This is a genomic window from Armatimonas rosea (assembly GCF_014202505.1).
Classification (GTDB): domain Bacteria; phylum Armatimonadota; class Armatimonadia; order Armatimonadales; family Armatimonadaceae; genus Armatimonas; species Armatimonas rosea.
The window spans coordinates 358651-382383 of the sequence record NZ_JACHGW010000003.1 but is presented as its reverse complement, the minus strand read 5'-3'; the positions used below and the strand labels follow the sequence as shown (position 1 = coordinate 382383).

Annotated in this window: 25 protein-coding genes and 1 other RNA gene; 10 read left to right on the top strand and 16 right to left on the bottom strand. The window is 62.8% G+C overall.

Annotated elements, in window-relative coordinates:
• Positions 1-13: 13 nt before the first annotated feature.
• Positions 14-466, bottom strand: coding sequence for an IS200/IS605 family transposase (gene tnpA, locus HNQ39_RS16785; protein ID WP_184198813.1), 453 nt, complete (start codon positions 464-466; stop codon positions 14-16).
• 158 nt (positions 467-624) lie between these two features.
• On the opposite strand from tnpA, the gene HNQ39_RS16780 reads away from it, so the two are divergent.
• Entirely contained in the window at positions 625-1890 is a 1266-nt protein-coding gene (locus HNQ39_RS16780) for an AAA family ATPase (RefSeq protein ID WP_184198810.1), read from the top strand.
• A gap of 188 nt (positions 1891-2078) precedes the next feature.
• Positions 2079-2645: a thymidine kinase gene (locus tag HNQ39_RS16775; RefSeq protein WP_184198806.1), complete on the top strand. Its 567-nt coding sequence runs from the start codon at positions 2079-2081 to the stop codon at positions 2643-2645.
• Here the strand turns inward: HNQ39_RS16775 and HNQ39_RS16770 are convergent.
• Entirely contained in the window at positions 2642-4402 is a 1761-nt protein-coding gene (locus tag HNQ39_RS16770) for a c-type cytochrome (RefSeq protein ID WP_184198803.1), read from the bottom strand. The genes HNQ39_RS16775 and HNQ39_RS16770 overlap by 4 nt on opposite strands.
• A gap of 76 nt (positions 4403-4478) precedes the next feature.
• Between HNQ39_RS16770 and HNQ39_RS16765 the strand changes: the two genes are divergently transcribed.
• From HNQ39_RS16765 to HNQ39_RS16755, 3 genes are read left to right on the top strand one after another with little or no spacing between them, the layout of a single operon-like run.
• Positions 4479-4955, top strand: a complete 477-nt coding sequence (locus tag HNQ39_RS16765) for an RNA polymerase sigma factor (protein WP_184198800.1) — start codon at positions 4479-4481, stop codon at positions 4953-4955.
• Complete coding sequence (locus HNQ39_RS16760; RefSeq protein ID WP_184198797.1) at positions 4952-5164, top strand: hypothetical protein; 213 nt, start codon at positions 4952-4954, stop codon at positions 5162-5164. Before HNQ39_RS16765 ends, HNQ39_RS16760 begins: the two co-directional genes overlap by 4 nt.
• A 26-nt stretch (positions 5165-5190) precedes the next feature.
• Complete coding sequence (locus tag HNQ39_RS16755) at positions 5191-5931, top strand: hypothetical protein (RefSeq protein ID WP_184198794.1); 741 nt, start codon at positions 5191-5193, stop codon at positions 5929-5931.
• A gap of 48 nt (positions 5932-5979) precedes the next feature.
• Here the strand turns inward: HNQ39_RS16755 and HNQ39_RS16750 are convergent, their stop codons facing one another.
• The 6 genes from HNQ39_RS16750 to HNQ39_RS16725 form a co-directional block, all read right to left on the bottom strand.
• Positions 5980-7026 (bottom strand): M50 family metallopeptidase, encoded by a 1047-nt coding sequence (locus tag HNQ39_RS16750; RefSeq protein ID WP_184198791.1) that lies wholly within the window; start codon positions 7024-7026, stop codon positions 5980-5982.
• A gap of 30 nt (positions 7027-7056) precedes the next feature.
• Positions 7057-8163 carry a 1-deoxy-D-xylulose-5-phosphate reductoisomerase gene (gene dxr, locus HNQ39_RS16745; RefSeq protein WP_184198788.1) on the bottom strand — a complete coding sequence of 369 codons (1107 nt, stop codon included), beginning with the start codon at positions 8161-8163 and terminating at the stop codon, positions 7057-7059.
• Positions 8164-8289: 126 nt separating this feature from the next.
• On the bottom strand, positions 8290-8907 hold the full coding sequence (locus HNQ39_RS16740) for a hypothetical protein (RefSeq protein WP_184198785.1): 618 nt from the start codon (positions 8905-8907) through the stop codon (positions 8290-8292).
• A gap of 11 nt (positions 8908-8918) precedes the next feature.
• Entirely contained in the window at positions 8919-9452 is a 534-nt protein-coding gene (gene msrB / locus HNQ39_RS16735; RefSeq protein ID WP_184198782.1) for a peptide-methionine (R)-S-oxide reductase MsrB, read from the bottom strand.
• Positions 9453-9456: 4 nt separating this feature from the next.
• Positions 9457-10224, bottom strand: coding sequence for a molybdopterin-dependent oxidoreductase (locus tag HNQ39_RS16730; RefSeq protein WP_184198779.1), 768 nt, complete (start codon positions 10222-10224; stop codon positions 9457-9459).
• Positions 10160-11056, bottom strand: coding sequence for a cytochrome b/b6 domain-containing protein (locus HNQ39_RS16725; RefSeq protein ID WP_184198776.1), 897 nt, complete (start codon positions 11054-11056; stop codon positions 10160-10162). Before HNQ39_RS16725 ends, HNQ39_RS16730 begins: the two co-directional genes overlap by 65 nt.
• 106 nt (positions 11057-11162) lie before the next feature.
• Between HNQ39_RS16725 and ffs the strand changes: the two genes are divergently transcribed.
• Both ffs and HNQ39_RS16715 read left to right on the top strand, forming a co-directional pair.
• Positions 11163-11254, top strand: an RNA gene (ffs, locus tag HNQ39_RS16720) — signal recognition particle sRNA small type.
• Positions 11255-11319: 65 nt separating this feature from the next.
• On the top strand, positions 11320-12531 hold the full coding sequence (locus HNQ39_RS16715) for a J domain-containing protein (protein WP_184198773.1): 1212 nt from the start codon (positions 11320-11322) through the stop codon (positions 12529-12531).
• Positions 12532-12556: 25 nt separating this feature from the next.
• On the opposite strand, the gene HNQ39_RS16710 is transcribed toward HNQ39_RS16715, so the two are convergent.
• Both HNQ39_RS16710 and HNQ39_RS16705 read right to left on the bottom strand, forming a co-directional pair.
• A complete protein-coding gene (locus tag HNQ39_RS16710; protein ID WP_184198770.1) occupies positions 12557-12934 on the bottom strand; it encodes a hypothetical protein in 378 nt (125 codons plus the stop codon).
• Positions 12935-13187: 253 nt separating this feature from the next.
• Entirely contained in the window at positions 13188-14285 is a 1098-nt protein-coding gene (locus tag HNQ39_RS16705) for a Gfo/Idh/MocA family protein (RefSeq protein ID WP_184198767.1), read from the bottom strand.
• 107 nt (positions 14286-14392) lie between these two features.
• Here HNQ39_RS16705 and HNQ39_RS16700 point away from each other — a divergent pair, with 107 nt between their 5' ends.
• Complete coding sequence (locus HNQ39_RS16700; protein ID WP_184198764.1) at positions 14393-15928, top strand: hypothetical protein; 1536 nt, start codon at positions 14393-14395, stop codon at positions 15926-15928.
• A 57-nt stretch (positions 15929-15985) separates the two neighbouring features.
• Here HNQ39_RS16700 and HNQ39_RS16695 read toward each other — a convergent pair whose 3' ends face one another.
• On the bottom strand, positions 15986-17173 hold the full coding sequence (locus HNQ39_RS16695; protein ID WP_184198761.1) for a glycine C-acetyltransferase: 1188 nt from the start codon (positions 17171-17173) through the stop codon (positions 15986-15988).
• A gap of 173 nt (positions 17174-17346) precedes the next feature.
• Between HNQ39_RS16695 and HNQ39_RS16690 the strand changes: the two genes are divergently transcribed.
• The gene (locus tag HNQ39_RS16690; protein WP_184198758.1) at positions 17347-17925 is read left to right on the top strand and encodes a DUF2239 family protein; all 579 of its coding nucleotides are present in this window, start codon (positions 17347-17349) and stop codon (positions 17923-17925) included.
• Positions 17925-19349 (top strand): protein adenylyltransferase SelO, encoded by a 1425-nt coding sequence (locus HNQ39_RS16685; protein ID WP_184198755.1) that lies wholly within the window; start codon positions 17925-17927, stop codon positions 19347-19349. Before HNQ39_RS16690 ends, HNQ39_RS16685 begins: the two co-directional genes overlap by 1 nt.
• Before the next feature lie 163 nt (positions 19350-19512).
• Here the strand turns inward: HNQ39_RS16685 and HNQ39_RS16680 are convergent, their stop codons facing one another.
• The 5 genes from HNQ39_RS16680 to HNQ39_RS16660 form a co-directional block, all read right to left on the bottom strand.
• Complete coding sequence (locus HNQ39_RS16680) at positions 19513-20208, bottom strand: hypothetical protein (protein WP_184198752.1); 696 nt, start codon at positions 20206-20208, stop codon at positions 19513-19515.
• A 197-nt stretch (positions 20209-20405) separates the two neighbouring features.
• Positions 20406-22691, bottom strand: a complete 2286-nt coding sequence (locus HNQ39_RS16675; RefSeq protein WP_221290063.1) for a DEAD/DEAH box helicase — start codon at positions 22689-22691, stop codon at positions 20406-20408.
• 17 nt (positions 22692-22708) lie between these two features.
• Positions 22709-23188, bottom strand: a complete 480-nt coding sequence (locus HNQ39_RS30820; protein WP_184198745.1) for an HNH endonuclease — start codon at positions 23186-23188, stop codon at positions 22709-22711.
• Positions 23189-23195: 7 nt separating this feature from the next.
• Positions 23196-23438, bottom strand: a complete 243-nt coding sequence (locus HNQ39_RS16665) for a hypothetical protein (RefSeq protein WP_184198742.1) — start codon at positions 23436-23438, stop codon at positions 23196-23198.
• 15 nt (positions 23439-23453) lie between these two features.
• Positions 23454-23723, bottom strand: coding sequence for a hypothetical protein (locus HNQ39_RS16660; RefSeq protein ID WP_184198739.1), 270 nt, complete (start codon positions 23721-23723; stop codon positions 23454-23456).
• Between the last annotated feature and the right edge of the window lie 10 nt (positions 23724-23733).

The window sequence follows — 23733 nt, the reverse complement described above, 5'->3', positions numbered from 1 at the left end:
GGAGAGCCTCTGGCTACGAAGGGCGTTCCGCCCATAGCTCTAGGTCGGGGGTTTCTTCCCAGCGCTCCCAGAGCGTCTCAAGCGAGTGGTGCTCTTTCTGGGACTGGACATAGGCAATCGCATTCTGGCAGTGCGTGCTGCTCAGGGAGAAGGCAGAGTAGCCTTCCGCCCACTGAAAAAATGCCTCGCTGCCGAGTTGTGTACGTGCCACCGACGAAGAAACACCTTTGAGCTGGTTTAACAGTTTCGATAAAGAGAGGCTTGGTGGTTGCACCAGAACCAGGTGCACGTGATCTGGCATTCCTCCAATCGCGAGAACCGAGCATCCTAGGATCTCTGCTTCGTTCTGTATCACGCGCCAGAGGCTACGCTCCAGCTCACTACTTCGGATCAGGGGCATGCGCTTCCAGGTCGTCCAGACCAGATGCACCGCCAGCTCTGTATGATTTCGTCGTCGCTTTTCCACACCCCTATAACGGGTGAGACTCCCCAAATCTGACAAAACGCAACCAAAAAAAATTTCATGGCCGGAACGGCCTTCGTAGCCAGAGGCTCTCCCGTCCGGCCGTTCTGATCGGCGGGACTTTTACCACGCCGCCTCTCTCAGACGATACAATTCCTGTGATGACACTCAACTTCCCCCCAGTCTGCTTGATCGTTCTGTGTGGCGCGTCGGGCTCGGGCAAATCGACCTGGGCGCGGCGGCACTTTCTCCCCTCCCAGCTTGTCTCCAGCGACCAGTGCCGTGAGATGGTCGTGGACAGTGCCGCATCGCAGAGCGCCAACGACGATGCCTTTGCGCTCTTTCACCAGTGGATTGCGCTCCGGCTCAAGAACCGCCGCCTCACAGTCGCGGACTCAACCGCTCTCAAGCCGGGGGCGCGGGATCGGCTGATCGCGCTTGCCCAAGAGGCGCGGGTTCCCGTGGTCGTGGTTGCCTTCGATGTCCCGCTCGACGAGGCGATCCGGCGCGACTCCCTGCGTACAGAGCGCTCTGTCGGGGAGAAAGTGGTGACGCGCCACCGGGCGACTCTGGAGCAGGCCCTGCGCGAGCTGGCCAAGGACACGCGCCTTGCCGCGCTCCATGTCCTCACCCCGGAGCAACAAGACACGGTGACCGTCCAGACCACGCCCGGTGCTGTCGCCGCGCCCGCCTTCGATGTGATCGGCGATGTGCACGGCTGCCTCCCCGAGCTCAAGAGCCTGCTCACAAAGCTCGGCTACGACCACGAGAGCACCCACCCCACGGGCCGCGTCCCGGTCTTTGTGGGGGACCTCGCCGACCGTGGCCCCGACTCGCCGGGCGTCCTCCGGTTTGTCTGTGACCTGGTCGCGGCGGACAAGGCCCTCTTTGTCCCCGGCAACCACGATGACAAGCTCTTTCGTATGCTCCAGGGCGGAAAGGTCCAGCGCACCCACGGCCTAGATTTAACCGAGGAGCAGCTCCTGGGGATGCCCGAGAAGGAGCGCGAGCGGCTCACGCTGGATATCCTGGCCTACCTCGCGCCCCAGCCGGTGCACCTTGTGCTCGCGGAGGGCAGGCTCGCGGTGGCGCACGCGGGGATTCGCGACGACATGCTGGGGCAGAGCTCAGACTTTATCACCCGCTTCACGCGCTTTGGGGATGTCCGCGGCTTCGCGCCCGATGGCATGCCGCTCCGCCACGACTGGGCCGCCGAGCGCGAAAACGGGGACTCTGGCCCCTTGATCTGCTACGGTCACACGCCACAAGACGAGATCCGCTTTGTGAATAATACGGTCAACCTCGACGGTGGCTGTGTCTTTGGGGGCTTCTTGGCCGCGCTCCGCTTCCCCGAGCGCGAGCTGGTGACCGTCCCTGCTGAGCACGCCTACGCCGAGCGCCGCGGCGGCTCGGCGCCAGCTGAGTAATCTCAGACAAGGTGCCCGGACAACGAGAATCCCAGACAACGAGTGTCCGGGCTTTAAAGGGCGACGGGCACCTTCGTGCCCAAGAGATTCGGTTGGCTGCGAAGGCAGCCGTCGCCTTCTTAAGCCCGAGGACTCGTTCCTCGGGTTATTCGTTCCTCGGGCACTTTGGAAACGATAAAATAGTCCGTATGCCTGCTGGTTCCCTCACTGTCATCTGTGGCTCGATGTTCTCGGGAAAGACCGAGGAGCTGATCCGTCTGGTGCGCCGTGCGCTCTACGCGCGGCGCACGGTCCAGGTCTTCAAGCCCGCCCTCGATACCCGCGATCCCGCCACGGTGATTCGCTCCCACAACGGCGCGCTCCACGAAGCCCTTGCGGTCGAGAGCTCGGCGTCGCTCTATCTCTCCATCGCCCCAGAGACCCAGGTCATCGCCATAGAAGAGGCGCAGTTCTTCGACGAAGACATCTTCTCGGTCTGCCAGGCCCTCGCCGACGAAGGCAAAGAGGTGATTGTCTCGGGGCTGGACATGGACTTTCGCGGCGCTCCCTTTGGCGCGATGCCAAGCCTGATCGCAGTCGCAGACAATGTGGTGAAGCTCAGGGCGATCTGCGCGGTCTGTGGCGGGGATGCCGCCCGGTCGCAGCGGCTCTTGGACGGCCAGCCCGCCCCTGCCAGCGCCCCGACCGTCTTGATCGGCGCGACCGAGCACTACGAGGCCCGCTGCCGCCAGTGCCACCGTGTCCCCGAGGACTAGAGGCTCTTTAAGAACGCTACCAGGTCTCTGAGCTCCTGGGGTGTGCAGTCCGGCTGGCTGGTAAGTGTACTCGGGCGGTGGTACTTGGTGAGGACATCCTCCAGAGTGGCGGCGCGGCCATCGTGCAGGTACGGAGCGCGGCTGTAGACATTGCGCAGGCTGGGTGGGTTGTAGCCCTGGTAGACATCACTAGGCTCCTCCAGCCCCACCTTGGTGATCGCTGTCGATGTGTAGTTCGGTCCGCCGTGGCAGCTTGTGCACCCCTTCGCCTCAAAGACCTGCTTGCCCGCCGCGCTAGGGGGAAAGGGCGATCGCTTCCAGTCGAGCGACTTCAGGTAGGCCTCCACGGCATCGAGATCCGCCCCCGATGGCTCGTCGCCCTGCATGCTACTGACAAACGACTCACGGATCGCCTGGCGCAGGTCGGTCTGCCAGCCGTGCCAGGTGTAGGGCGCGGTCTGGGCCACTCCCCGCAGGCTCAGGGTCTTCTTCGGCTTGCCGTAGCCACCGTCGTTTTTGGTGTCGAAGTTCCCGCCGTTGGTGTGGCCCTCGGTGTGGCACGAGGCGCAGGAGTACCAGGAGTGAAACGAGCGCTTGGCATCGTGGAAGAGAATCTCCCCTTGGCGCACGAGCGATGGCGTCGCCGGCCCGCCAAGCGCGATTGTCTTGGTCACCGTGCCCGTCACCACCTCGATCACTTGCACCGCATTGAGAAAGTCATTGGCGACCACGAGCTGCTTGCCCTCGGGGGAGAACTGGACCCCCATCGGCCGGCCGCCCAGTTTGATGCGCCGGATGCGCTGCACCGATGCGGGCTCCAGAAAGTCCTCGGGGCCACCAAAAGCGACAAAGGGCAGGCCGGCAATCCGAGAGAAGAGCACCAGCTCATGAGTTCCCCCCGCAGTCAGGGCAAGAGTCTGGCCATCGGGCGAGAGTGCGCAGCCCTCGACATCGCCCAGCGCATCGCCGTTGGTGTCCAGCGCAATCGCCTCCCGCGGGCCTTCGTCGCTGAGCGGCACCCGCGCAAGACGATTTCCCACGACCCAGCCCCGCCCGATATTGTCCTTGGTCGCCGGGAAGCGCCGCTCGTTGATAAAGGGAACAAAAGCCTGCTTGCTGTCGGGGGAGACCGCGAGCTGGCGCACGTTGCGACCGTTGAGGGGGACGGTGTAGAGCTCCTGCCCCGACGGCACGGCAAAGACCGAGAGGGTACGTGCCCGTGTACAACCCACCGCGAGGCGCTTGCCATCGGGCGTAAGCGCAACATGCCAGGGCTCTAGGCCCGTGGGAAGACGACGGATCACCTTACGGCTCGCCAGGTCCACGACCGCGATGCAGCTCTCGGCCCCCAGCGCGACATAGGCCCGCTTACCGTCGGCGCTCAGCGCGACCCCGCGCGGCTCTGCCCCCACCGGAAAGGTCGCTGTCACTCCAACACCCTTCGGAGCCAGGGAGAGCACGCTCAGCGAGTCCGCGCCGTAGCTGGTGACGACCGCCACGCTCCCCCGCACCGCCAGCCCAAACGGCTCCGCGCCCACGGAGACGCGGTTTAAGACACGCCCCTCAGCGAGCTCAAGCAGGGCGACACTTGCCGTGCCACGCTCGGCGACTAGCGCTCGCCCACCGGGCACGAGTGCCAGTGCTTGTGGCGCAGGGTCCCGCACGACGACCTTGCTCTCTTCCGGCCGTGCCAGCGCCAGCCCCGCGACCACGACCAGCGGCACAAGCCCGCCCACTGCCTGCCAAGAAACGCGCATGGCCTTATCTTACCCGAGCCTAAAAATAGTCTGAACACTTCCGCCTCCCATACTCGTGTTATAAGCTGAGAGTACGATGCAAGAGAGCTTCAACCGGTTTTACCAGCGCCACCTCGGGCTTGTCCGAGCCATGGCCCTGGCACGAACTGGCGATGGCGCTCTCGCAGACGACCTGACCCAAGAGACCATGCTCTCTGCCTGGAGACACTTTGCAGCGCTTCAAACCCGCGACGACTCCGGACAGCGAGCCTGGCTCTTGACGGCGCTACGACACCGAGCCATCGAGAGCTGGCGCCAGAGAAAGCCTCTAGAGCCTCTCGTGGAGACCGTCGCGGCGGCACCCGACGATCCCACGCTCCGGGTAGATATCGCCCGTGCCTTAACCCGCCTCAGCGATACTGACCGGGAGCTCATCGTCCTGCGCTACTTCGAGCAGTGCGACGCCACAGAGATCGGGGCGATCCTGAGCCTGCCACCGGGAACGGTGCGGCGACGGCTCCACGAGGCTCGTGTCCGCCTTGAAGCCGCGCTGGAGAGCTGGAGTACAAGATGAACGACGATGCGCTACGTGCGCTCCTTGCCGATGCGCTCACCCTGAGCCCGACCGACCAAGAGCGTCTCACAAAAGACATAGCCCAGCGAATCGTAGAGGCGGAGCGGGACACGATTGTCTGGCGCGCCATCCACCAGGCTCTCCAGAGCTTCAACTCACAAGTGGCTGCTATTCGTACGCACTCCCAGGCACTGGCCGATCCACGGTAGCGCCTCGCATGAAAGGAAAGTAGATAATGGAAGACGAGACAATGCAACCCGGTGCCAGCAACGCCGGGCACCTGATCGGGGTTCCTGGCCCCCATGTCGAGAATGTCGGGGTTTTAGACCTCCGTACCTGCACCCTGGAAGAGCTAAGCCAGCTGAAGTCCCTGCGCAATATCGGCACCGTCTTAGTGAGTAGCGCCATCCGTGGCGGTCTCTCGGGGGTGAGTAGCGAGAATGTCGGCTCCTTTATCGAGGCCGATCCCGACGAGCGCCTGCTCGTGGGGCCAATGCTGGAGCTCGATGGCCTCGCCTTAGAGGCTATGGAAGAGGGCCAGAAACTGATTGTCGTAGGGATCCTCTGGTTCACGGATACCGTCACCGTGGAGCAGGTGCAGAAGAAGCTCTCCCGGCTCCGACTGACCGGAATACTGCTCGCCCCTCAGGCGGTGCGCGGTGCCCTCCTCGCACGGATCGAGCACATCGGCCCCATAGTCACTCTCCCCGTCGGTGTAAAGAATGTCATCAAGGAGATCGGACAAAAAACCATCACCGCAGGCTACCTACGGCACGTGAAAGACGACAACCTCTATGTCAATATCGGGCAGACGATCTTCGCGGAGGATGTCCCACTTGAGCTGGTTCAGCAGAAGATCTCCGCCTACATCAATATCGGCCAGACGGTCGCCCCGCGCGGACTTCTGGACTACCTGGATGCCCGCTGTGAGGCGAACCTGGGGAACTTTGCTACCCCCGAGACAGAAGGCGAGTAGTGGTGAGCGGGGAGGTGCGGCACCGCACCTCCCCAGACAGTGTCGGGGCTAGCCCTTGCCGAGCAGGTGCAAAATATCGTTGAAGGTCGTGCTGATAAAGAGCAGGAGCACCATCGCCCAGCCCACTAGCGCCACCCACATCTGCTGGTCCTTGCTCAGCTGCCGCCGCCGAACCGCCTCGACCAGGAGCAAGACCACCTGGCCACCGTCGAAGACCGGAATCGGGATAAAGAGGTTCGCGGCGTAGAGCGAGAGCGAGAGCTGCCCCATCATCCCCAGCAGCGCCCCCACCCGCTCCGACCAGTCCAGCTTGGTCACCTCGGAGACCGCGCCGGCGATGGCGATAGGTCCCCCGATATTCTTCTTGAGGTCCCGTGGCTTGGAGACCAGCTTGCGCAGCTCCTCAAAGAAGCGCGACGTCAGCCGGTTCGCCTCGGTCAGGACTTCGTCGGGGCGCGCCGCCCGCAGCGGTGCCTGGAGCCCTACCCCGATCCGGTAGACCTTGACCTTGCCTTCGTCCACGGACTTGGGAGTGATGCTCAGGGTGACGGTTTTCTGGTCCCGCTCCACCTCGACCGGCAGGGGCTCGCCCTTGGACGCATTGACCTTCTCGATCATCGCGCTCAGTGACTCGACCGGTGCTCCGCCCACCTTGAGGATCTTGTCGCCGGTCTTCATCCCTGCCTGCTCGGCGGGGCTCCCGGAGACCACGGTCGCCAGCTGTGGCCCTGGCACCTCGACTCCGCGCAGCCCGACCAGTGCCACAAAGGCCAGCCAGCCCAAGAGGAACGAGGCGATAGGCCCCGCGAGGATCACGATCAGCCGCTGGTAGATAGGCTTGGCGTGGAAGTCCGCCATCTGGCGGTCCCGGGTCTCGTCGTCGGCCTCCGCCTCGGCAAAGCCCACAAAACCTCCCAGCAAGACCGCCCGGATCGTGTACTCCGTCTCACCGTCGTACCAGTACCGCCATTTTTTCCCAAACGGCAGGCCAAAGGCAAACTCGTAGACCTTGAACTTGAAGGCTTTTGCGGCCAGGAAGTGCCCCAGCTCGTGGATAAAGATCAGGATTCCAAAGAGAATGGCCCACGTCAGCAAGGACTCTAGTTTATGCAGCAATGCTCTCTCCTACAGATGCTCCGCGATAAAGTGCCGCGCCGTGGCATCTGCACGCACAATTTTTTCCAGTGTATCCGCTTCGCTATGCGGAATGCTACTCAGGGCCGCCTCTACCCGCTCCAGGACCTGCCCAAAGCGCAGCTTTCCCTCCAGAAACGCCCCCACTGCAGCCTCGTTGGAGGCGTTCAGGACGACCGGCGCGGTGCCTCCCGTGCGAAACGCCTGCCGTGCGAGGGTGATGGCGGGGAAGCGCTCGTGGTCGGGGGCTTCAAATGTCAGGTCACGGAGCTCGGTGGGCTTGAGGCGCGGGATTCCCGTGTCCACTTTCTCGGGGTGGAGCAGGGCGATCTGAATCGGCAGGCGCATGTCCGGCAGCCCCAGCTGTGCCAAGAGTGCCCCATCGCGGAGCTCCACAAACGAGTGGATGATCGACTGCGGATGGACCACGACCTCGACTTTTTCCTCGCCCACGCCGTAGAGCCAGCACGCCTCGATAATCTCCAGGCCTTTGTTCATGAGGGTCGCGGAGTCGATCGTGATCTTGCCGCCCATGCGCCAGGTCGGGTGGTTGAGGGCCTCCTCGACAGTCGCGTTCTGGATGCGCTCCTTCTCCCAGGTCCGAAACGGCCCGCCCGATGCCGTGATATGGAGCTTGTCGATCAGCGCGAGGTCGTAGCCCGCAAGGCACTGGAAGAGGGCGGAGTGCTCGGAGTCGATAGGCAGGAGGGTCGCACCGCCGTCTTTTGCAGTCTGCGTGACCAGCGCTCCCGCGGCGACCAGCACCTCCTTGGTGGCGATACAGACCCGCTTGCCCGCCGCGCACGCCGCCAGGGTCGCCGCCAGCCCCGCGGCACCCGCGACCGCCACGACAATCGTATCGGCCTCATCAAGCACCGCTAGCCGCGTCATCGCCTCGCTACCATCGCGCTCCACGGCCACGACGCGCTCGCCCGAGAGCCCCCAGCGCGCCGCCTGCTCCCCCAGCAGCGCCGAGTCCCGCCGCGCCACGAGCCCCACGACCTGCGCTCGCTCACTCCCCAGCCGCTCGCAGATATCGAGGGTCTGTGTCCCAATCGAGCCGGTCGAGCCCAGCACCACAATCTTTCGTCTTGCCATTGCTGGGATTCTACCCGTCCCGGCATTGAAATACCGGCCTCCCGAAAAAGAGCGTCCCGAGGACGCACAGGAAAGCTCGTTTCCTGCGTCCCCGGGACGCTCCCCAAAAGTTCATACCGGGGATTTTTAATCCCCGGACTTGGAGTTACAGCGCTCCATGATCTCCCGCTCGGCGCGGCTATCCTCGATTCCCCACTCTCCCTGGTCAAAGAGAAGAACGCCTTCGGCAAGTAAGGTAGTCAACGTGCGAAGCATTGCCTCAAGATTTTCAAATACAACGGACAACCCGCTCAGGTCATCCATGTCCCAAACCGGTTTGCCTTCGCCTCGAAGATCGAAGGCGTAGAAAAACAGAGAGTCCTCTCCCAAAAAACGTAGTGGTGGGAGAGCCTGCGAGTCAAACAGGAAGAACTCACCTTGGTAGGCATTGAAGATCAGAGCCTGCTCTTCTTTATCTTCCCCGCGGCGCCACAGCTCGTGATAGTGCTCCAGGGCATCCTCTAAGCTCTCTAAAAACCGTCCCTGGTAGAGATGCGTCTCTTGTTGAGGTTCCGCATAAGGGTCATAAAAACCATTGAGGACAGAAAAAAAATCGAGGGCTTCGTCGGTGAGGGTGACACCGTAGCGGGCGGCCAGGGCGACTGCGTCGCGTGGAGGCAGGCCCGGTCGAAGACGTTGCTCCAGGCCGGGATGTGCCTGGAGCAACTGGTATTTTAGCTCTTTTGTTAGCTCAAGAACGGACATGAGCTGCTGTTTTAATGCCCGGATCCGGTAGCCTTGGGGATGAACTTCATTGCGCCGGAGTTCATGCAGTAGCGCAGGCCGGTGGGGGTCTTGGGGATGCCGTAGTTGCCGTCGGCATCGTTGAAGACATGGCCTAGGTGCCCCAGGCAGCGGCTACAGACCACCTCAGAGCGCTCGCCATCGGGGTCGCGCTTCTCGACCACGGCGGTCTTCTTGACGGGCTGGTAGAAGCTGGGCCAGCCGGTGCCGGAGTCGAACTTGGTCTCGCTGGAGAAGAGCTCCTGGGCACAGCCTGCGCACTGGTAGGTCCCGGGCTTGTGGTTGTCGTGGTAGGCGTTACGGAAGGCGTACTCGGTGGCGGCACGACGGAGGATATTGAACTGGGTTGTGGTGAGCCGCTTGCGCCACTCGGCATCGCTGAGCTTCTTCCAGTCGATCTCTTTCTGCGCCGGGGCGGGGGCAGCCGGGGCCGTGGGCTTCTGCTGTGCCCAGACAGCGCCGCCCAAGGCGAGGGTTGCGATCACAATCAGCTGTGTTGTTTTCATGGTCTTAGAGTCCTGCGTAAAAATCGTACCCACTATCGGCCCAGTAGTCACGGGGCCGCTCGGTCTCGTAGCTCAGGTGGGTGATGAGCTTGATGTTCTTGATGCCGTACTTGATCGGAATGGCGAGGCGTAGCGGTGCGCCGTGCTCCGCCGTGAGGGGCTGGCCGTTCATCGACCACGCCAAGAGGGTCTGGGGGTGGAGCGCACTCTCGATATCTAGACCCACGTAGTACCACTCGTCTTCAAAGCCCGCGGGCTCGGAGCGCAGGGCGACATACTTGCTCCCCGGCAGCGGCGGGTACTTCTTGGCAAAGTCCGCAAAGCGGCAGCCGGTCCAGGTGACAATCGCGCTCCAGCCCTCCACACACTTGAGCTCCGTGGTCAGCGAGACCTCGGGGAGGGTCTTGAGGTCGTCCAGCGAGAGCGAGAGCTCCCCGTGCTGGAGCCGCCAGGCCGCCTGGTCGATCTCGGGGGTCGCACCGTGGTAGTTGTTGCGCGGCTCGACCGCAAGCGAGGCGGGAAACTCCGGGGCGAGGCGTCCCGAGAGCAGGCTCTGCGCCAGCGCTTCATTGGTCAGGTGCGCCGACCGGAAGACCTGCTTGATCCCCGTGCCATCGTCCTTGGCCTTGTGGTTGAAGAGCGACAGCAGGCTCAGGCTCCCTGCTACCCCCGCACCCGCCCAGAGAAACGAGCGGCGTGAGAGGCGCTTAAGCTCCGCTGGTGTCAGCTCTTGTGTCGGTGGGCTGCTCGGTGGTGGTTGGTTCGGGTTCATCGACAATTTCTTCTTCCTCTTCTATTAACGCTGTTTCGGGGACAATGGTTTCCTCCGTATCGGGCAGCTGCTCCCAGCCAGTGACCATGGCGCGGAAGTTGTTCCAGCCCGCACGCACCACCTGGCTCACATGGACAAAGAAAAACGCCACAAAGAGACAGGTCACGAGAAAGTGGACCAAGCGCGCCCCCTGGTAGCCGCCAAAGGGTGCCGAGAGCCAGGCCAGCTGTGCGGGCTTGGAGATCGCCAGGCCCGTCACCAGCATCAGCGCCCCCAGCACCGAGACACTGGAGTAGGCGATTCTCTGGGCATGGTTGTACTTCTCGCCCTCGGGAGCGGGCTCCAGCTTCTTCCAGAACGCGAGGTCCTTGAGCGCGACTTTTATCGCCTCAACGAAGGAGTTCTTCTTAGGGACAAGGTGCCGCCACTGACCGCTCGCCAGCAGAAAGATCACGTAGGCGAGGCCATTGAGCGCAAAGAACCAGGCGAGCAAAAAGTGCCAGGCCATTCCCTCCGCGAGGCGCTTGTAGATAGCGAGCTCGGTGCGTTTCTCCGGCTCGGGGTAGTCTTCGGGGAGCGTGTCGCCGTTGTAGACCACCCGAAAATCGGGCTTCACGACAATACTATCCGGCACGCGGAGCCACTTGGGCGGGTTTTCATCGTCCTTGCCCGCGTGCAGCACCCGGTAGCCGCTCTGCCAGAGCTGGGTCGCGTAGGTATCGTTGGCCCAGAGGATCAGAGTCCCCGACCAGATCATCACGGCCAGAACCGGAAAGTTGATCCAGTGGAACCAGCGCAGAGCGAGGGGGTGTTTCTTGACGATACGTGGCATGGTGTTTTTCTAGGTTTCTCTACAGGGCGGGGCATTTCCTTGCTTAGATCGCTCCTGTCCTCTGCAACAAACGGGTGCTGGAAAAAGTTCAATAAGGGCGATAGAATTACTGCACGGCAGCGGGTCGGCTTCGAACCTGGTCAGGGCGGAAGCAGCAGCCATAAGGAGTACGGCCCGCGTGTCGCAGTGCAGAGTGTCCTGCACCACGCCCTCCCCCCTAAAGATTACGAGCGTCTCAGGGTATAATACCCCCTGAGCGATCTATGCCGGAGCAAACGCACTACCACGTTCTTGGAATCCCTGAGACAGCTTCCCTGGAAGAGATCAAGAAGCAGTACCGGTCTCTTGCTCGTAAGTTCCACCCCGATGTCAACCCGGGGCCGCAGGCAGCGCAGCAGTTCACCCGTATCGCGGAGGCCTACCGTGTCCTGAGCGACACCGAGTCCCGGCGCACCTACGATGCCGAGCGTGCTCTGCAGCAGCGCCAGGCCAACTACAAATCCGCCGGGCCGGTCAACCATCCGGCGGGGCCGCGCCCTGCGGCAAGCACCCCACCGAAGCCGCCTCCGACCACCGCCTCCCAGGAGTCTGAGCGCCTTGTCCAGCAGGCGCAGATCGCCTTTACCCGCAACCGGATGGCCGAGGCGCGGAGCCTCGCGGAGCAGTCGCTGCGCTACAACCGTAAGAACGCGGCGGGCTGGGAGATTCTGGGCGATGTCTGCCGCAACCAGGAGCGCTACGACGATGCCCTGCGGCACTACACGATGGCGAGCCAGCTCGATCCCCGGAGCGCGACAGTCCAGCAAAAGATTGAGCGGATCGCCCGGACACCGTCGGCGAGCGGGCGCAGCACCGCCGGCGGCTACACTCCTAGCACGCCCATCCGCCACGCAAGCCCCCGCCCCAGTGCACGCTCCGGCCCCACGGTGACGTCGCAGCTCCCCGAGGAGAAGCGCTCGCTGGCCGTTGTCTTAGCGGGATTCTTTGGGTTCTTCGGGACGTTCCTCCTGCTGCTGCTCTCCGCGCTCTTTCTGGATAAGTCGTCGGCCTCCACCCAGCAGCTTCCGATTGTCTTCTCCTGGAGCTGGCCGTTTATCGCGTGCATGTCCGCCGCGGGAGCGCTGATGGGCGCGACCATGACCATCACGGGGATGATCCGGCGCATCGAGGACGATCTGATCCTCACGGGCTCGACCGGACCGCGCTCCGCCCCCTTTGGCCTCCTGGTGATCGCGATCGGTGCTCTGTTCTTCTGGGCCGCAGCTCTCGTCCACATCGCAGTGGCCGTTGTCCAAGAGGCGCTGACTCCCTCGCTCCTCAAGCTCTACGGCACGGTCGCCGTGCTCACGGGCCTCTTTGCCATGGTCTGGACCGCTCCCTATGGCCCACAGCACACGATGCTCCTGGGCGGCAACGTGATCTTTGTCAGCTTCGTGGTCGGCTGGCTCCTGGGCGACTTCTTCCGGCCGGATTGACGGGCCGGGGATTGAAATCCCCGTCTCAATGCAAGGAGCGCCCCGTGGGCGCGGGAAACACAGAGCGTCCTAAGTAGCAAACACTCCCAAGAAAGAGAAGTTCAAGCGCGAGGTACCTCCACAAACCAAGCACTCCCATGTGGTAGTACGCCAGTGGACCGACACTTGCTGCAAGTACGGCAATTCCGACATAGGCAATCACAAACCGATAGATGGCTTGTGGCTTCCCAAGAAACGCGAGACTTATGAGGACATTGATGCCTTTGGCGATGGCATAGGAATTTACTTCGCCACTCCAAACCCAGAATTCTGTTGTCCAGAGCCTCGCTACAAAGATGGCATAGACGAGGACATTGAGGAAAAAGAGGGTGACAATTCGTGCCTCCATCGACCATTGCTTCATGAACGAATTATCGGCGCTTCTTTCCGAAACTCAATGCACTGTGCGCCCTGTGGGCGCGGACCCCACATCGTTCTCCGCGTCCCCGGGACGCTCCCTCTCTACTGCCGGGGCTTTCAATCCCCGGCAGGACGGGCGATGAATTACCCGCCTCCCGAAAAGAGCGCCCCGTGGGCGCGGGAAACCCAGCGCTTCCCGCGTCCTCGGGACGCTCCTTGGCTTCTGCCGGGGCTTTCCATCCCCCGCTCATCCCCGACTACAGCGGGAACTCGACTCGCTTACCGGTCTTGGCGGACTGGTAGATTCCCACGATCAGCTCCAAGGCGTTGCGTGCCTCTTGGCCGTTCATGAAGGTCTCGCTATCGGTACGGATGCAGTGGATCAGGTCTTGGAGATGGGCGACATGACCGCTGTTGGAGATGGCGCGGGGATCGCCAGCCCCCTGGGACTGCGCGACATCGGCCTTCTCGCCCGTCGCGGTGAAGACACCATCCTTGACAATCGGCTCGGCGGCCTTAACCCCAAACATGCTCTGCTCTTCGTCGCCGCTGGCAAACTGGGCGTGGCGCACACGGGAGTTGTCGATCTGAACCGTGCCGTGGGTGCCGTAGATCTCCAGCGACTGCTTGTAGCCAGGGAACATCGCGGTGGACGCCAGCAGGGTGCCGACTGCGCCGTTCTGGAACTCAATGGTCGCCGAGACGATATCCTCCACCTCAATCCGCTCGTGGGCGATCGTCCCCATGGTCGCGGCCACGGACTTCACCGGCCCCATGATCCAGCGGAGCTGATCGACATAGTGGACACCCTGGTTCATCAGCGCACCGCCGCCATCGAGCTCCCAGGTGCCACGCCAGCCGCCCGAGTCGTAGTAGGCCTGGGTGCGGTACCACTTGGTGACGGACTCACCGTAGACCAGCTTGCCCAGCTTGCCCTCATCGAGCCAGCCCTTGAGCAGGCGCATCCCCGACGAGAACCGGTGCTGGGAGATCACCTCCAGCTTGACATTGTTCTCTTTACAGGCCGCGATCAGGGCATCGGCGGCGGCCAGGGTCACATCGATAGGCTTCTCCGAGACGATATGCTTGCCCGCCTTTGCCCCCAGAACGCCACAGGAACCGTGGAGGCCCGAGGGGGTACAGACATTCAGAACCTCGAACTGGCCCCAGTCCAGCATGGCCGTGAGGTCATTAAAAGAGCGTACCCCTAGCTTCTCCCCGACTTCCTTGGCGCGATCCCCTACTTCGTCGCAAACCGCCACCAGCTCCGCGTCGTCCCCCAAAGCACGAATGGCCTCAACATGGGAGGTATGGATGACGCCGCAGCCAACAATTGCAAATCTTAGCTTTGACATGGCCTCTAGTTTCTCTTTTTTTCCCCTGAAAACCTCCCGCGAAAATACCGATAACAAATTCAGACGTACACGGCGGCTCAGTCCGCTAGGGCGAAAGGATGGATTCTATGGGCAAGCAGACCCGTGCAAAGTTTCTCGTGAGCCTTGGGGCTCTCTCTCTCGCAGCGCTGAGCGGCTGCGCTGGTGGCGCCCCACCCGATAGTGTTTTCGTGGGCACGTACAGCTCCACCTACACCCTTCCGGGCATCGGGGAGAATGGGACCTTCTCCTTCACGGTCGAGCAGAAGGGCCGGATGGTCGGCTCCTTCACGGATGCCAGCTCCAACCTTGTCTATGCCTTCGATGGCACCGTGGAGAACACCGGAAAGTTCACGGGGACGATGAAGAACGGCGCGACAACCTCCCCGCTGACAGGTCTTCTTGTGGTGAAGGGCGGCGGTGCAAGCGGCGCGGGCAGTACAGGCTCGGGCGGCGACTTTAGTGTTACCCGGAGTGGTACGGAGCAGCGCGGCTACTTCACGATCGGCGGCACCCTCACCACGGTCAATAGCGACTTCATGGGGATCTACAGCGGTGTCTACGGCGCGGATACGTCCCTGCTGGTCGATGGCAAGACCCTCAACGGCCTCGCCAGCTACAGTGTCGATAGCAAGGGCAACATCATCGGCTCCCTAACCCGTGGTGCCGAGACCGGCCTTCTCACCGGAACCGTGGGCAATACCGGGGCGTTCCAAGCCTCCGTGCGCTTCGCCACCGTAACCCTTCCTCTGGCAGGCACCCTCATCAAGACTAGCGATGGCTCGGCCCAAGGCAACTTCACGTTTACCTCAGGGAGCAAGCTCTACCCCGCGCAGTTCAGCAAGAGTACCTCCGTAGTGGCCGGTGGCGATAGCCCCTACAAGGGCTCCTACCGCGGCACCTACGGCAACCCGCAAGACGGCGAGAACGGGACGATCAGCTATACGATTGATCCGTCGGGCTCGATCATCGGCTTCTTCAATCAGGCACTCAACAAGCCCGTGGGAACCTTTGTCGGCTCGGTCGAGAACGATGGTGGTTTCTCCGGTTCGATTACCTACAACGCCACCGAGGTTGCTGCGCTCCCCGCAGCAGAGCGTGCGCTCTACACAACACGCAATATCCAGGGCAAGCTGGGAGCGCGTGTGGGCGGCAGCGGTGTCTCGGGCGACTACACCATGATCATCAATGGCAACACCGTCCCCGGCAACTTTGAAGCGAGCATCGGTGGCTCTGAGGTGAACAGCAGCTACCGTGCGGCCTATACCTGGAACTCTGCGCTTGCGCCCGGCTTCAATGCCAACCTGGTTCCCGGCGGGAAGTTCACCACGACCAACAACCCGGAGATTGCGATCGACAAGCAGGGCTCGATCCTGGGAAGCCTTGGCTCGCACCGCTTCGACGGTCGCGTGACCAACGACGGCCGTGCCGTGGGTCAGCTCCTGGGCAACGACAACGCGTGGTACCCGATTCGCGGTATCCTCAGCAAGGTGATCTGGAAGCTTCCCAATGCCTCGGGTGGCACCGACGATGTCCCCGGTCTGGCGGGCAATCTCTACGTGACAATCGCCAGTGTCGAGTACCCCATCGCGATCAAGCTCGTGGGTGGCGACGGCAAGAACTAGCGACGGAAAAACGAAAAAGTCCCCCGTGGGCACCTGCCCACGGGGGACTTTTTGCTTCTAGATCAGTCCGAGCTTCTTTCCGACACGCTCAAAGGCGGCCAGGGCTTCGTCGAAGTCGGCTTGGGTGTGGGCAGCGGTGGGCATGGTGCGCAGGCGTGCCTTGCCCCGCCCGACTGTCGGGAAGACAATCGCCAGCGCCAGGATGCCTTCATCGCGGAGCAGGCGCTGTGCCTCCTGGGTCTTGGCCTCGTCGCCGATCATCACCGGCGTGATCGGGGTCTGGGTGACTCCGGTATCGAAGCCGAGCTTCTGGAGCCCCTCTTGCCAGTACTTCGTGTTGGCCCAGAGCCGCGCCGAGAGCTCGGGCTCGTCGCGCATCAGCTCAATTCCCTTGATACAGGCTGCGGCCACGGCGGGCGGGCAGCCGGTGGAGAAGAGAAACGGACGGGCACGCTGCTTGAGAAAATCAATCAGCGCCGATGAGCCCGCGATATAGCCGCCAACCACGCCCACGGCCTTGGAGAGGGTTCCGAGCTGGATGTCGATCTTCTGGTGGACACCAAAGTGATAGGCAGTCCCACGCCCATTGGCCCCCATCACCCCCGAGCCGTGTGCATCGTCGACCATCACCGCCGCATCGTAGCGCTCCGCCAGGGCACAGATCTGGTCCAGCGGCGCGACATCGCCGTCCATGGAGAACACCCCATCGGTGATCACCAGGCGCTTCTTGGCCCCCATCGCCGCCTTGAGTGCCTCTTCGAGCGAGTCCATGTCGCAGTGCTGGTAGATCGCGCGCTTGGCCTTGGAGAGCCGGCAGCCGTCGATAATGCTCGCATGATTCAGGCTATCGGTGATAATCGCATCGTCGGCATCGGTGATTGTCGGGATGGTTCCGGCGTTGGCGGTGAAGCCACTCTGAAACACCAGGACATCCTCGACATGCTTAAAGCTCGCAATCAGTTTTTCCAGGTCGTCGTGAAGCTGGAGGTTCCCGATGATGGGCCGCACCGCACCGCCGCCCGCGCCAATGGCCAGCGCGGCCTCCGATGCCGCTTGGCGCAGCCGCGGGTCGCCCGCCAGCCCGAGGTAGTTGTTCGACGAGAGATTGATCAGCTCTCGGTCGTTGCCCGCGATCTTAACGCGCGCCCCCACCGCGCTCGTGACCGTGGTGAGAGGCTTGTAGAGGTGCTCCGCATGCAGCGTGTCGAGCTGACCTTTGAGAAAGTCCTGGAGAGTGTTGTTCATACTGTCCTAATTGTACCAGAGCCGGGGATTGAAAGCCTCGGCAGAAGGCAAGGAGCGCCCCGTGGGCGCGGAGAACGCTGTGTTTCACGCGCCCACGGGGCGCTCCCTCCTCCCAGCCGGGTCATTCATTGCCCGAGTTGCCAAGTTATTTTTACCCGGATAAAATCTCCACTATGACAACCACAACCTCCTGCACCGCCTTTTCCGGCATGACCCGGCTCGCCACCGGTGCGCTCGCGACTGTTGCACGGGCGGTAAAAACGACGCTCGACACCGACCCGACCGCCACGATCCTGGTCTTCGACAACACGACCAGCCAGCAGGTGGAGCTGGACCTGCGCGGAAGCATGGAGGAGGTCCTTGCACGACTGGCTTTGCCCTCTGTGCCGCCTGCCACGCCGGGACGGCCTAAGCTCGGCGTGGTTGCACGGGAGGTGACGCTCCTGCCCCGGCACTGGGAGTGGCTCGCCACCCAACCCGGAGGGGCCTCGGTCGCGCTCCGCAAGCTCGTCGAGGAGGCACGCAAGGCCAGTGCCTGGGAAGATGCGCGACGCCAGCAGCACGAGGTGGCCTACCGCTTTCTCTCGGCGATTGCGGGGGACCTGCCCGGCTTCGAGGAGGCAACGCGTGCGCTCTTTGCCGACAACACCGAGACTTTCCTCACCCATACCGCCGCCTGGCCCGTCGATATCCGCGAGCACGCCCTCATGCTCCTGGGAGGCCTGCCGCAAGAACCGGGTACACTCGACTGATGAACCCCTGGCAGTTTGATAACACCTACACCCGCCTCCCGGCGGTCTTCTTTGAGAGAGCCACGCCCGCCCCGGCAAGTGCCCCCCAGCTCGTGCTCTTCAACCAGCGCCTCGCCGAGGCGCTGGGGCTTGCCGACCTCGACGGTGACCTTGCGGCGCTCTTTGCCGGCCAAGCACTCCCCGAGGGCGCGGAGCCGATCGCGCAGGCCTACGCGGGGCACCAGTTCGGCGGCTTCAACATGCTCGGCGACGGGCGAGCAATCCTGCTTGGGGAGCATCTCACGCCGAGCGGCACGCGCTTTGATATCCAGCTCAAGGGCTCGGGGCGCACGCCCTACTCCCGACGCGGCGATGGCCTCGCAGCGCTCGGCCCGATGCTCCGCGAGTACATTATCTCCGAGGCGATGCACGCCCTCGGCATCCCCACCACCCGCAGCCTCGCGGTGGTGACGACCGGGGAGAGGATCTACCGCGAGACGCTCCGGCCCGGCGCGATCCTCACGCGTGTCGCCGCCAGCCATCTCCGGGTCGGGACGTTCCAGTACGCCGCCGCACGCCGCGACGACACCAACCTGCGCCTGCTCGCCGACTACACGATCGCGCGCCACTACCCCGAACTAACGGAGGCAGAGGACAAGTACGCTGCGTTTCTCCGCGCCGTGCTCGCCCGCCAAGCGGCGCTGATCGCCCAGTGGCAGTGCGTGGGCTTTATCCACGGGGTGATGAACACGGATAACATGGCGCTCTCGGGGGAGACGATCGACTACGGCCCGTGCGCGTTTCTGGACACCTACCACCCCGGCACGGTCTTTAGCTCCATCGACACCGAGGGGCGCTACGCCTTTGGCAACCAGCCGGGGATGGCCCACTGGAACCTCACCCGCTTCGCGGAGACGCTTCTCCCCCTACTCGCGCCAACCGAAGAGGACGCGGTCGGTATCGCCGTCGAGGCGCTCAACACCTTCCCCGACCTCTACGAAGACGCCTGGCTCACCCGCATGCGCCACAAGCTTGGGCTCCACAGCGCAGAGGAGAGCGACTCCGAGCTGATCGCGGACCTGGTCTCCTGGATGGAGGCGAGCGAGGCGGACTTTACCAATACCTTCCGCACGCTCGATGATCCCACGAGCAAAGACGCCACCTTCGCCGCTTGGCACGCCCGCTGGCAAGCCCGACTCCAGCACGAAGGCACCTCCGACGCCGACGCTCTCGCTCTGATGCGCGCCACCAACCCTGCGGTCATCCCCCGGAACCACCTGGTCGAAGAGGCACTCTCCGCCGCCGAGAACGACAACAACCTAGAGCCCTTGCACGCTTTGCTGGAAGTCTTGGCTCAGCCCTACGACTACAGCTCTGCCCCGTCGAAGTACCACGAGCCCGCTCCGGCCAGCGCGTGTGGGTACAAGACGTTTTGTGGGACGTAGGAACCCACCCCAGCCAGGATGGAGATCATCCGGCTATGGGGCGCTTCGCGCCGCCTCCTCGTGCCTCGTCGGTTAAGATTTCCGAGCGAAGCGAGGCGGCGACTTGCTCGCCCTATAGCGGGACGTTCACCGTCCACGCGGCGGTGGTGCCGTCGGCGTGCGGTTACCGTGTGACGAAGCGCCGGTTGGAGGGCAGGGCGAACTCGGTGCGGGCAGGAGCGTTTTTGGGGTCGTCGAACGAGTAGGCGGCATCGGCGGCGAACTGCACCTCGATCCGCAGGTCGGTGGCGGTCTTGAGATGCTCTAGAGTAGCGGCACGGCGTGCTTTCGCCCCCGCGATAAACCCAAGCTGGTTCTTGTTGGCCTCGACATAGGCATCGCGCTTCTCCGTGAGAGCCGCGACAGTCTCGGGCGTGATGCCAGGCAAGCTCTGGGTGGCAAGGCGCTGGAGAATCCCCTCGGTCACCTGCAAGAGGGTCGCGCGGCTCATGTTGGGTAGGTTCTCCCCGATGTAGTAGTCCTTGAGCGCCGCAGGCTCGGTACGTGCCCACTTCTGCCGCGCGGCGGTCTGCACCTCGCGCAGTCCGGCGAGTAGCTCCTTGCGCGCCTGCTTCTCTTCCTGAGTCGAGACCCGCTGGCCCGTGTCGTTCTCCACCGCAATCGCCTGCTCTTTTCTCCCCTCGCTCACGGCGGTGTCGAGCGCATCGAGGGTCTCGTCGGTGATCCCTCGGGCAAGCAAGGTCGCACGGTACTCCGATTTTCGAGCCGTCGCGGCTATCTGCGCCGCAACATCGAGTGATTGCACTTGAGCATAGTTCAGCGCCCCCGGCTCGCGGTTTGTTTTTCTTGCCTCATCCATTGATATTATCTCCTCATTGTCTGTTTACATTCGTCCGATGACTGATTTTATCGCTTCATTGCCCTCGACGGTAAACCTCGGGGCTATGGGGCGAGCAAGTCGCCGCGCTTCGCGATCTCGTTTCACCGACTACCGACGAGGAACGAGGAGGCGGCGCGAAGCGCCCTACAGCCCCGAGGTTTACCGTCGAGGGCAATCTAGGAAGTCGGCTCGCCGTGCAGCAGGCGCCGGAGGATTAGGGCGGCGGCTTTTTTGTCGAGGGGCTCGTTGTTGTTGCCACACTTGGGGCTCTGGATGCAGCTGGGACAGCCGTCGTCGCAGGGGCACTCTTCGATTAGGGTGAGGGTGGCGGTGAGCCACTGCTCGATGATACGAAAGCCGGTCTCGGCGATCCCGACCCCGCCGGGGTGGGCATCGTGGACGAAGATCGTCGGGGCCCCGACCTGGGGATGGTGCGCGGTGGAGACGCCGCCGATGTCGTTGCGGTCGCAGAGGGCAAAGAGCGGGAGCAGGCCTATACTGGCGTGCTCGACCGCATGAACACCGCCCGCAAGGTCCAGCCCTGCCTCAGCGAGCTCTTCGACCAGGTACTGCGGTAGCGGGTACCAGACCGCCTCGGTCTCGAAAGTTTGTTCGGGGAGGTCGAGGTCGTAGAGGCCCAGGACCTCATCGGAGAAGAGCTGTTTCTGGCGAAAGCCCGTCACCCAGCTCGTGACACGCACCTCGCCGAAGTAGGCGACGGTATCCCCGAACTCTTTGGAGCCGCCCGTGGCGATAATCTCGATATGTGAGTCGGTCTTGGGCTCGGTGAAGTAGCTGGCGGCGGCGCGGCGGACGGTGGCGCGGCGACTGACCGTGTCCAGCTCCTCGACCACGTAGCTCTCGCCCATGTGCAGGTAGATCGCACCAGGGTGGATGGTCTCAAAGGCCTTGGCCTCTTCGACCGTGCCCAGGGTCTTGCCATTTTCCTCGATCTGGTACTGGTTCGCCGATGCCGAGCGGATATTGATCAGGGTCGCGGGGTATTCCGAACCGGCGTAGTGTAGCCTATCGCCGCGTGCCGCCAGCGCCCCCTCTTCCACCAGGCGATGGGCGACCCAGCGGGCACGCTCCCCCCCAAACAGCTCTGCGTCGTCGTCGGTGAGCGGCGCTTCGTAGGCGGCGCAGAGCAGGTGCCCCCCGAGGATGTGCTTGTTGGTCGGATCAAGGGCGGCATGCTCGGCGGGGCGCTCGAAGAAGTAGTCGGGCTGGCGCATGAGAAACTGGTCCAGCGGGTTGTCGGCGGCCACGAGCACGGCGAGAGACTCCCCTTGCCGACGCCCTGCGCGCCCAGCTTGCTGCCAGGTACTCGCCACCGTCCCGGGGTAGCCCGTCATTACAACAGCGTCCATTCCCCCGATATCCACCCCCAGCTCCAGCGCATTGGTCGCGGTGACACCGGTTAGCTCGCCCGTGAATAACTTCCGCTCGATCTCCCGCCGCTGCTCCGGGGTGTAGCCCGCGCGGTAGCTCATGACCTTATCGTGCTGGGGCTTTCCCTCCAGAGCGCGGCGAGCGTAGGTCAGCAGCAGCTCTGCAGTCTTGCGGGAGCGGGTGAAGGCCAGGGTCCGTACATCGTCTTCGAGCAGCTCGGTGAAGACATGGGTCACCTCCGCGTTGGTCGAGCGCCGCGAGCCCGTGGCGGGGTCGAGGACCGGCGGGTTCCAGAAGACAAAGCGCCGCTTACCGGTCGGGGCTCCCCCACTCTCCGCCGAGACCACCTCGGCCTGGAGCCCCGTCAGCTTGGTAAAGAGCTCCTCCGGGTTGGCGATAGTCGCGGAGCAGGCGATGATCTGTGGGCGCGCCCCGTAGAGCTCCGCCACGCGAAGCAAGCGCCGCAGGATATTGCCCACATGCGCCCCAAAGACCCCGCGGTAGACATGGGCCTCATCAATCACGACATAGCGTAGGTTGCGAAAGAAAGTCGCCCAGCCGTTGTGCTGCGGCAGGATTCCCATGTGGAGCATGTCCGGGTTGGTGACCAAGAGCCGCGCCGTGCGCCGGATCGGCAGGCGCTCGTCCTTGGGCGTGTCACCGTCGTAGGTCGCCGAGATGATGTCCGGCCACAAGTCCAAGCTCCTCAGCTTGCTCTGCTGGTCTTGCGCCAGCGCCTTGGTGGGAAACAAGTACAGCGCCCGCGCCTTGGGCTCTAGAAGAAGCGTCTCCAAGACCGGCGCGTTGTAGCACAGCGACTTCCCCGACGCCGTGGGGGTCGTGACAATCACCTGAAACCCCAAGCGCACCAGATCGATGGCCTCGGCTTGGTGGCGAAAGAGCCGCGCCACCCCGAGTTTTTCCCTCAGCGCCTTGCTCAGCCGCTCCGGAAGTGGCGCGTCCAGCTCGCCATAGACCGCAGGCCGCGCCGGGATATGCTCGATATGGACAATCTGTTTTTTATAGTCGGGGTGCTGGCGGAGGCGATCCAGAAAGGCATCGGGGTTCACGCCGGTATTGTATCGTGCTAGTTCCGGCGAGAGCGACGTTGGCGGCGGCGTTGCCTTGCGAGTTGCGCTTCGGCAGTGGCAAGACGGGCTTCGACAGCAAGCATTCGTGCTTCCCATTGCTGTTGCCTACGGCGGATTTGACGTTGCAACAGAAGAGCAGATCGGTTGAGCTGTAGGCGTGTGAGATGGAAAATCCCCGTCTCAGTCAGTCCTTCCAGCTCCGCATTGTCATTTTCTCGCAGATGAAAGCTCATGTCATCATGCCGGGGGTTGAGGATACGCTGAGAGCTGTCTGGGTTCCAGTAGTCGCTCTTGAATTCGTTACAGGCATGGCAACAGTACACCAAGTTTTCACTGTCATCACTCCCACCTCGCGAGACGGGTTGATAGTGATCTATCGTCAGACTCGCACCGTACTCAGCTTCCGAGACGCCACAGTACCCACAGCGAAACTGGAAAAATGTACGTACTTGTTGACGAACTTGTGCAGAAACCATAACGATTCTAGGCAGCCATCAAACGACGAATCTCGGTATTGAGGCGTTTACGCTCCCGTTGTGCTTCTTGCCAAATCATTTCGAGCCGCTGAGCGAGCGCTTCTTTCTCTGCCACAAGTTCCTCAAGGTGCTTAAGACGCTCTTCGTCCTTTTCAAGTTTGGCAAGAGCATCCTGATTGGCCCGCATGAGACGGGCATCAAACTCTGTCGCGCTGATCGCCTCTTCCTGTGTGGTACTTTCTTCGTGCATTACCTACCTCCTAGATCACTGACCGCTTATCTGGCACAGAAGCACTTCGGCTCGCGCCATTGCGGCCTTAGAATCGTGTGGCTTCGTCTTGATCGTACCGGCTTCCACCCCATCGATAATGTCAAGGAATGAGTCGTACAAAGTATCGGAGACAAGATGGGACTCTGTGTTTACAGGCGTGATTCCAAAGGCTGCCAGCACCGCGGCTTGGGCGCGGGCCATGCCTTCCGGGGTAGCCGTTAGCGTCAGAATCTCGTCGGAGACTTCCAGGGTAAGTAGGCTCATAGTGCCCGTA

Excerpts from the sequence above, each read along its gene's own strand:
- HNQ39_RS16725 (WP_184198776.1), bottom strand. The coding sequence starts at position 11,056 with ATGCCACGTATCGTCAAGAAACACCCCCTCGCTCTGCGCTGGTTCCAC.
- HNQ39_RS16770 (WP_184198803.1), bottom strand. The coding sequence starts at position 4,402 with ATGCGCGTTTCTTGGCAGGCAGTGGGCGGGCTTGTGCCGCTGGTCGTG.
- HNQ39_RS16710 (WP_184198770.1), bottom strand. The coding sequence starts at position 12,934 with ATGAAGCAATGGTCGATGGAGGCACGAATTGTCACCCTCTTTTTCCTC.
- HNQ39_RS16660 (WP_184198739.1), bottom strand. The coding sequence starts at position 23,723 with ATGAGCCTACTTACCCTGGAAGTCTCCGACGAGATTCTGACGCTAACG.
- HNQ39_RS16740 (WP_184198785.1), bottom strand. The coding sequence starts at position 8,907 with ATGTCCGTTCTTGAGCTAACAAAAGAGCTAAAATACCAGTTGCTCCAG.
- HNQ39_RS16775 (WP_184198806.1), top strand. The coding sequence starts at position 2,079 with ATGCCTGCTGGTTCCCTCACTGTCATCTGTGGCTCGATGTTCTCGGGA.
- HNQ39_RS16695 (WP_184198761.1), bottom strand. The coding sequence starts at position 17,173 with ATGAACAACACTCTCCAGGACTTTCTCAAAGGTCAGCTCGACACGCTG.
- HNQ39_RS16715 (WP_184198773.1), top strand. The coding sequence starts at position 11,320 with ATGCCGGAGCAAACGCACTACCACGTTCTTGGAATCCCTGAGACAGCT.
- HNQ39_RS16665 (WP_184198742.1), bottom strand. The coding sequence starts at position 23,438 with ATGCACGAAGAAAGTACCACACAGGAAGAGGCGATCAGCGCGACAGAG.
- dxr (WP_184198788.1), bottom strand. The coding sequence starts at position 8,163 with ATGGCAAGACGAAAGATTGTGGTGCTGGGCTCGACCGGCTCGATTGGG.
- msrB (WP_184198782.1), bottom strand. The coding sequence starts at position 9,452 with ATGAAAACAACACAGCTGATTGTGATCGCAACCCTCGCCTTGGGCGGC.
- HNQ39_RS16690 (WP_184198758.1), top strand. The coding sequence starts at position 17,347 with ATGACAACCACAACCTCCTGCACCGCCTTTTCCGGCATGACCCGGCTC.
- HNQ39_RS30820 (WP_184198745.1), bottom strand. The coding sequence starts at position 23,188 with ATGGTTTCTGCACAAGTTCGTCAACAAGTACGTACATTTTTCCAGTTT.
- HNQ39_RS16755 (WP_184198794.1), top strand. The coding sequence starts at position 5,191 with ATGGAAGACGAGACAATGCAACCCGGTGCCAGCAACGCCGGGCACCTG.
- HNQ39_RS16765 (WP_184198800.1), top strand. The coding sequence starts at position 4,479 with ATGCAAGAGAGCTTCAACCGGTTTTACCAGCGCCACCTCGGGCTTGTC.
- HNQ39_RS16760 (WP_184198797.1), top strand. The coding sequence starts at position 4,952 with ATGAACGACGATGCGCTACGTGCGCTCCTTGCCGATGCGCTCACCCTG.
- HNQ39_RS16780 (WP_184198810.1), top strand. The coding sequence starts at position 625 with ATGACACTCAACTTCCCCCCAGTCTGCTTGATCGTTCTGTGTGGCGCG.
- HNQ39_RS16730 (WP_184198779.1), bottom strand. The coding sequence starts at position 10,224 with ATGAACCCGAACCAACCACCACCGAGCAGCCCACCGACACAAGAGCTG.
- HNQ39_RS16705 (WP_184198767.1), bottom strand. The coding sequence starts at position 14,285 with ATGTCAAAGCTAAGATTTGCAATTGTTGGCTGCGGCGTCATCCATACC.
- HNQ39_RS16685 (WP_184198755.1), top strand. The coding sequence starts at position 17,925 with ATGAACCCCTGGCAGTTTGATAACACCTACACCCGCCTCCCGGCGGTC.
- HNQ39_RS16700 (WP_184198764.1), top strand. The coding sequence starts at position 14,393 with ATGGGCAAGCAGACCCGTGCAAAGTTTCTCGTGAGCCTTGGGGCTCTC.
- HNQ39_RS16680 (WP_184198752.1), bottom strand. The coding sequence starts at position 20,208 with ATGGATGAGGCAAGAAAAACAAACCGCGAGCCGGGGGCGCTGAACTAT.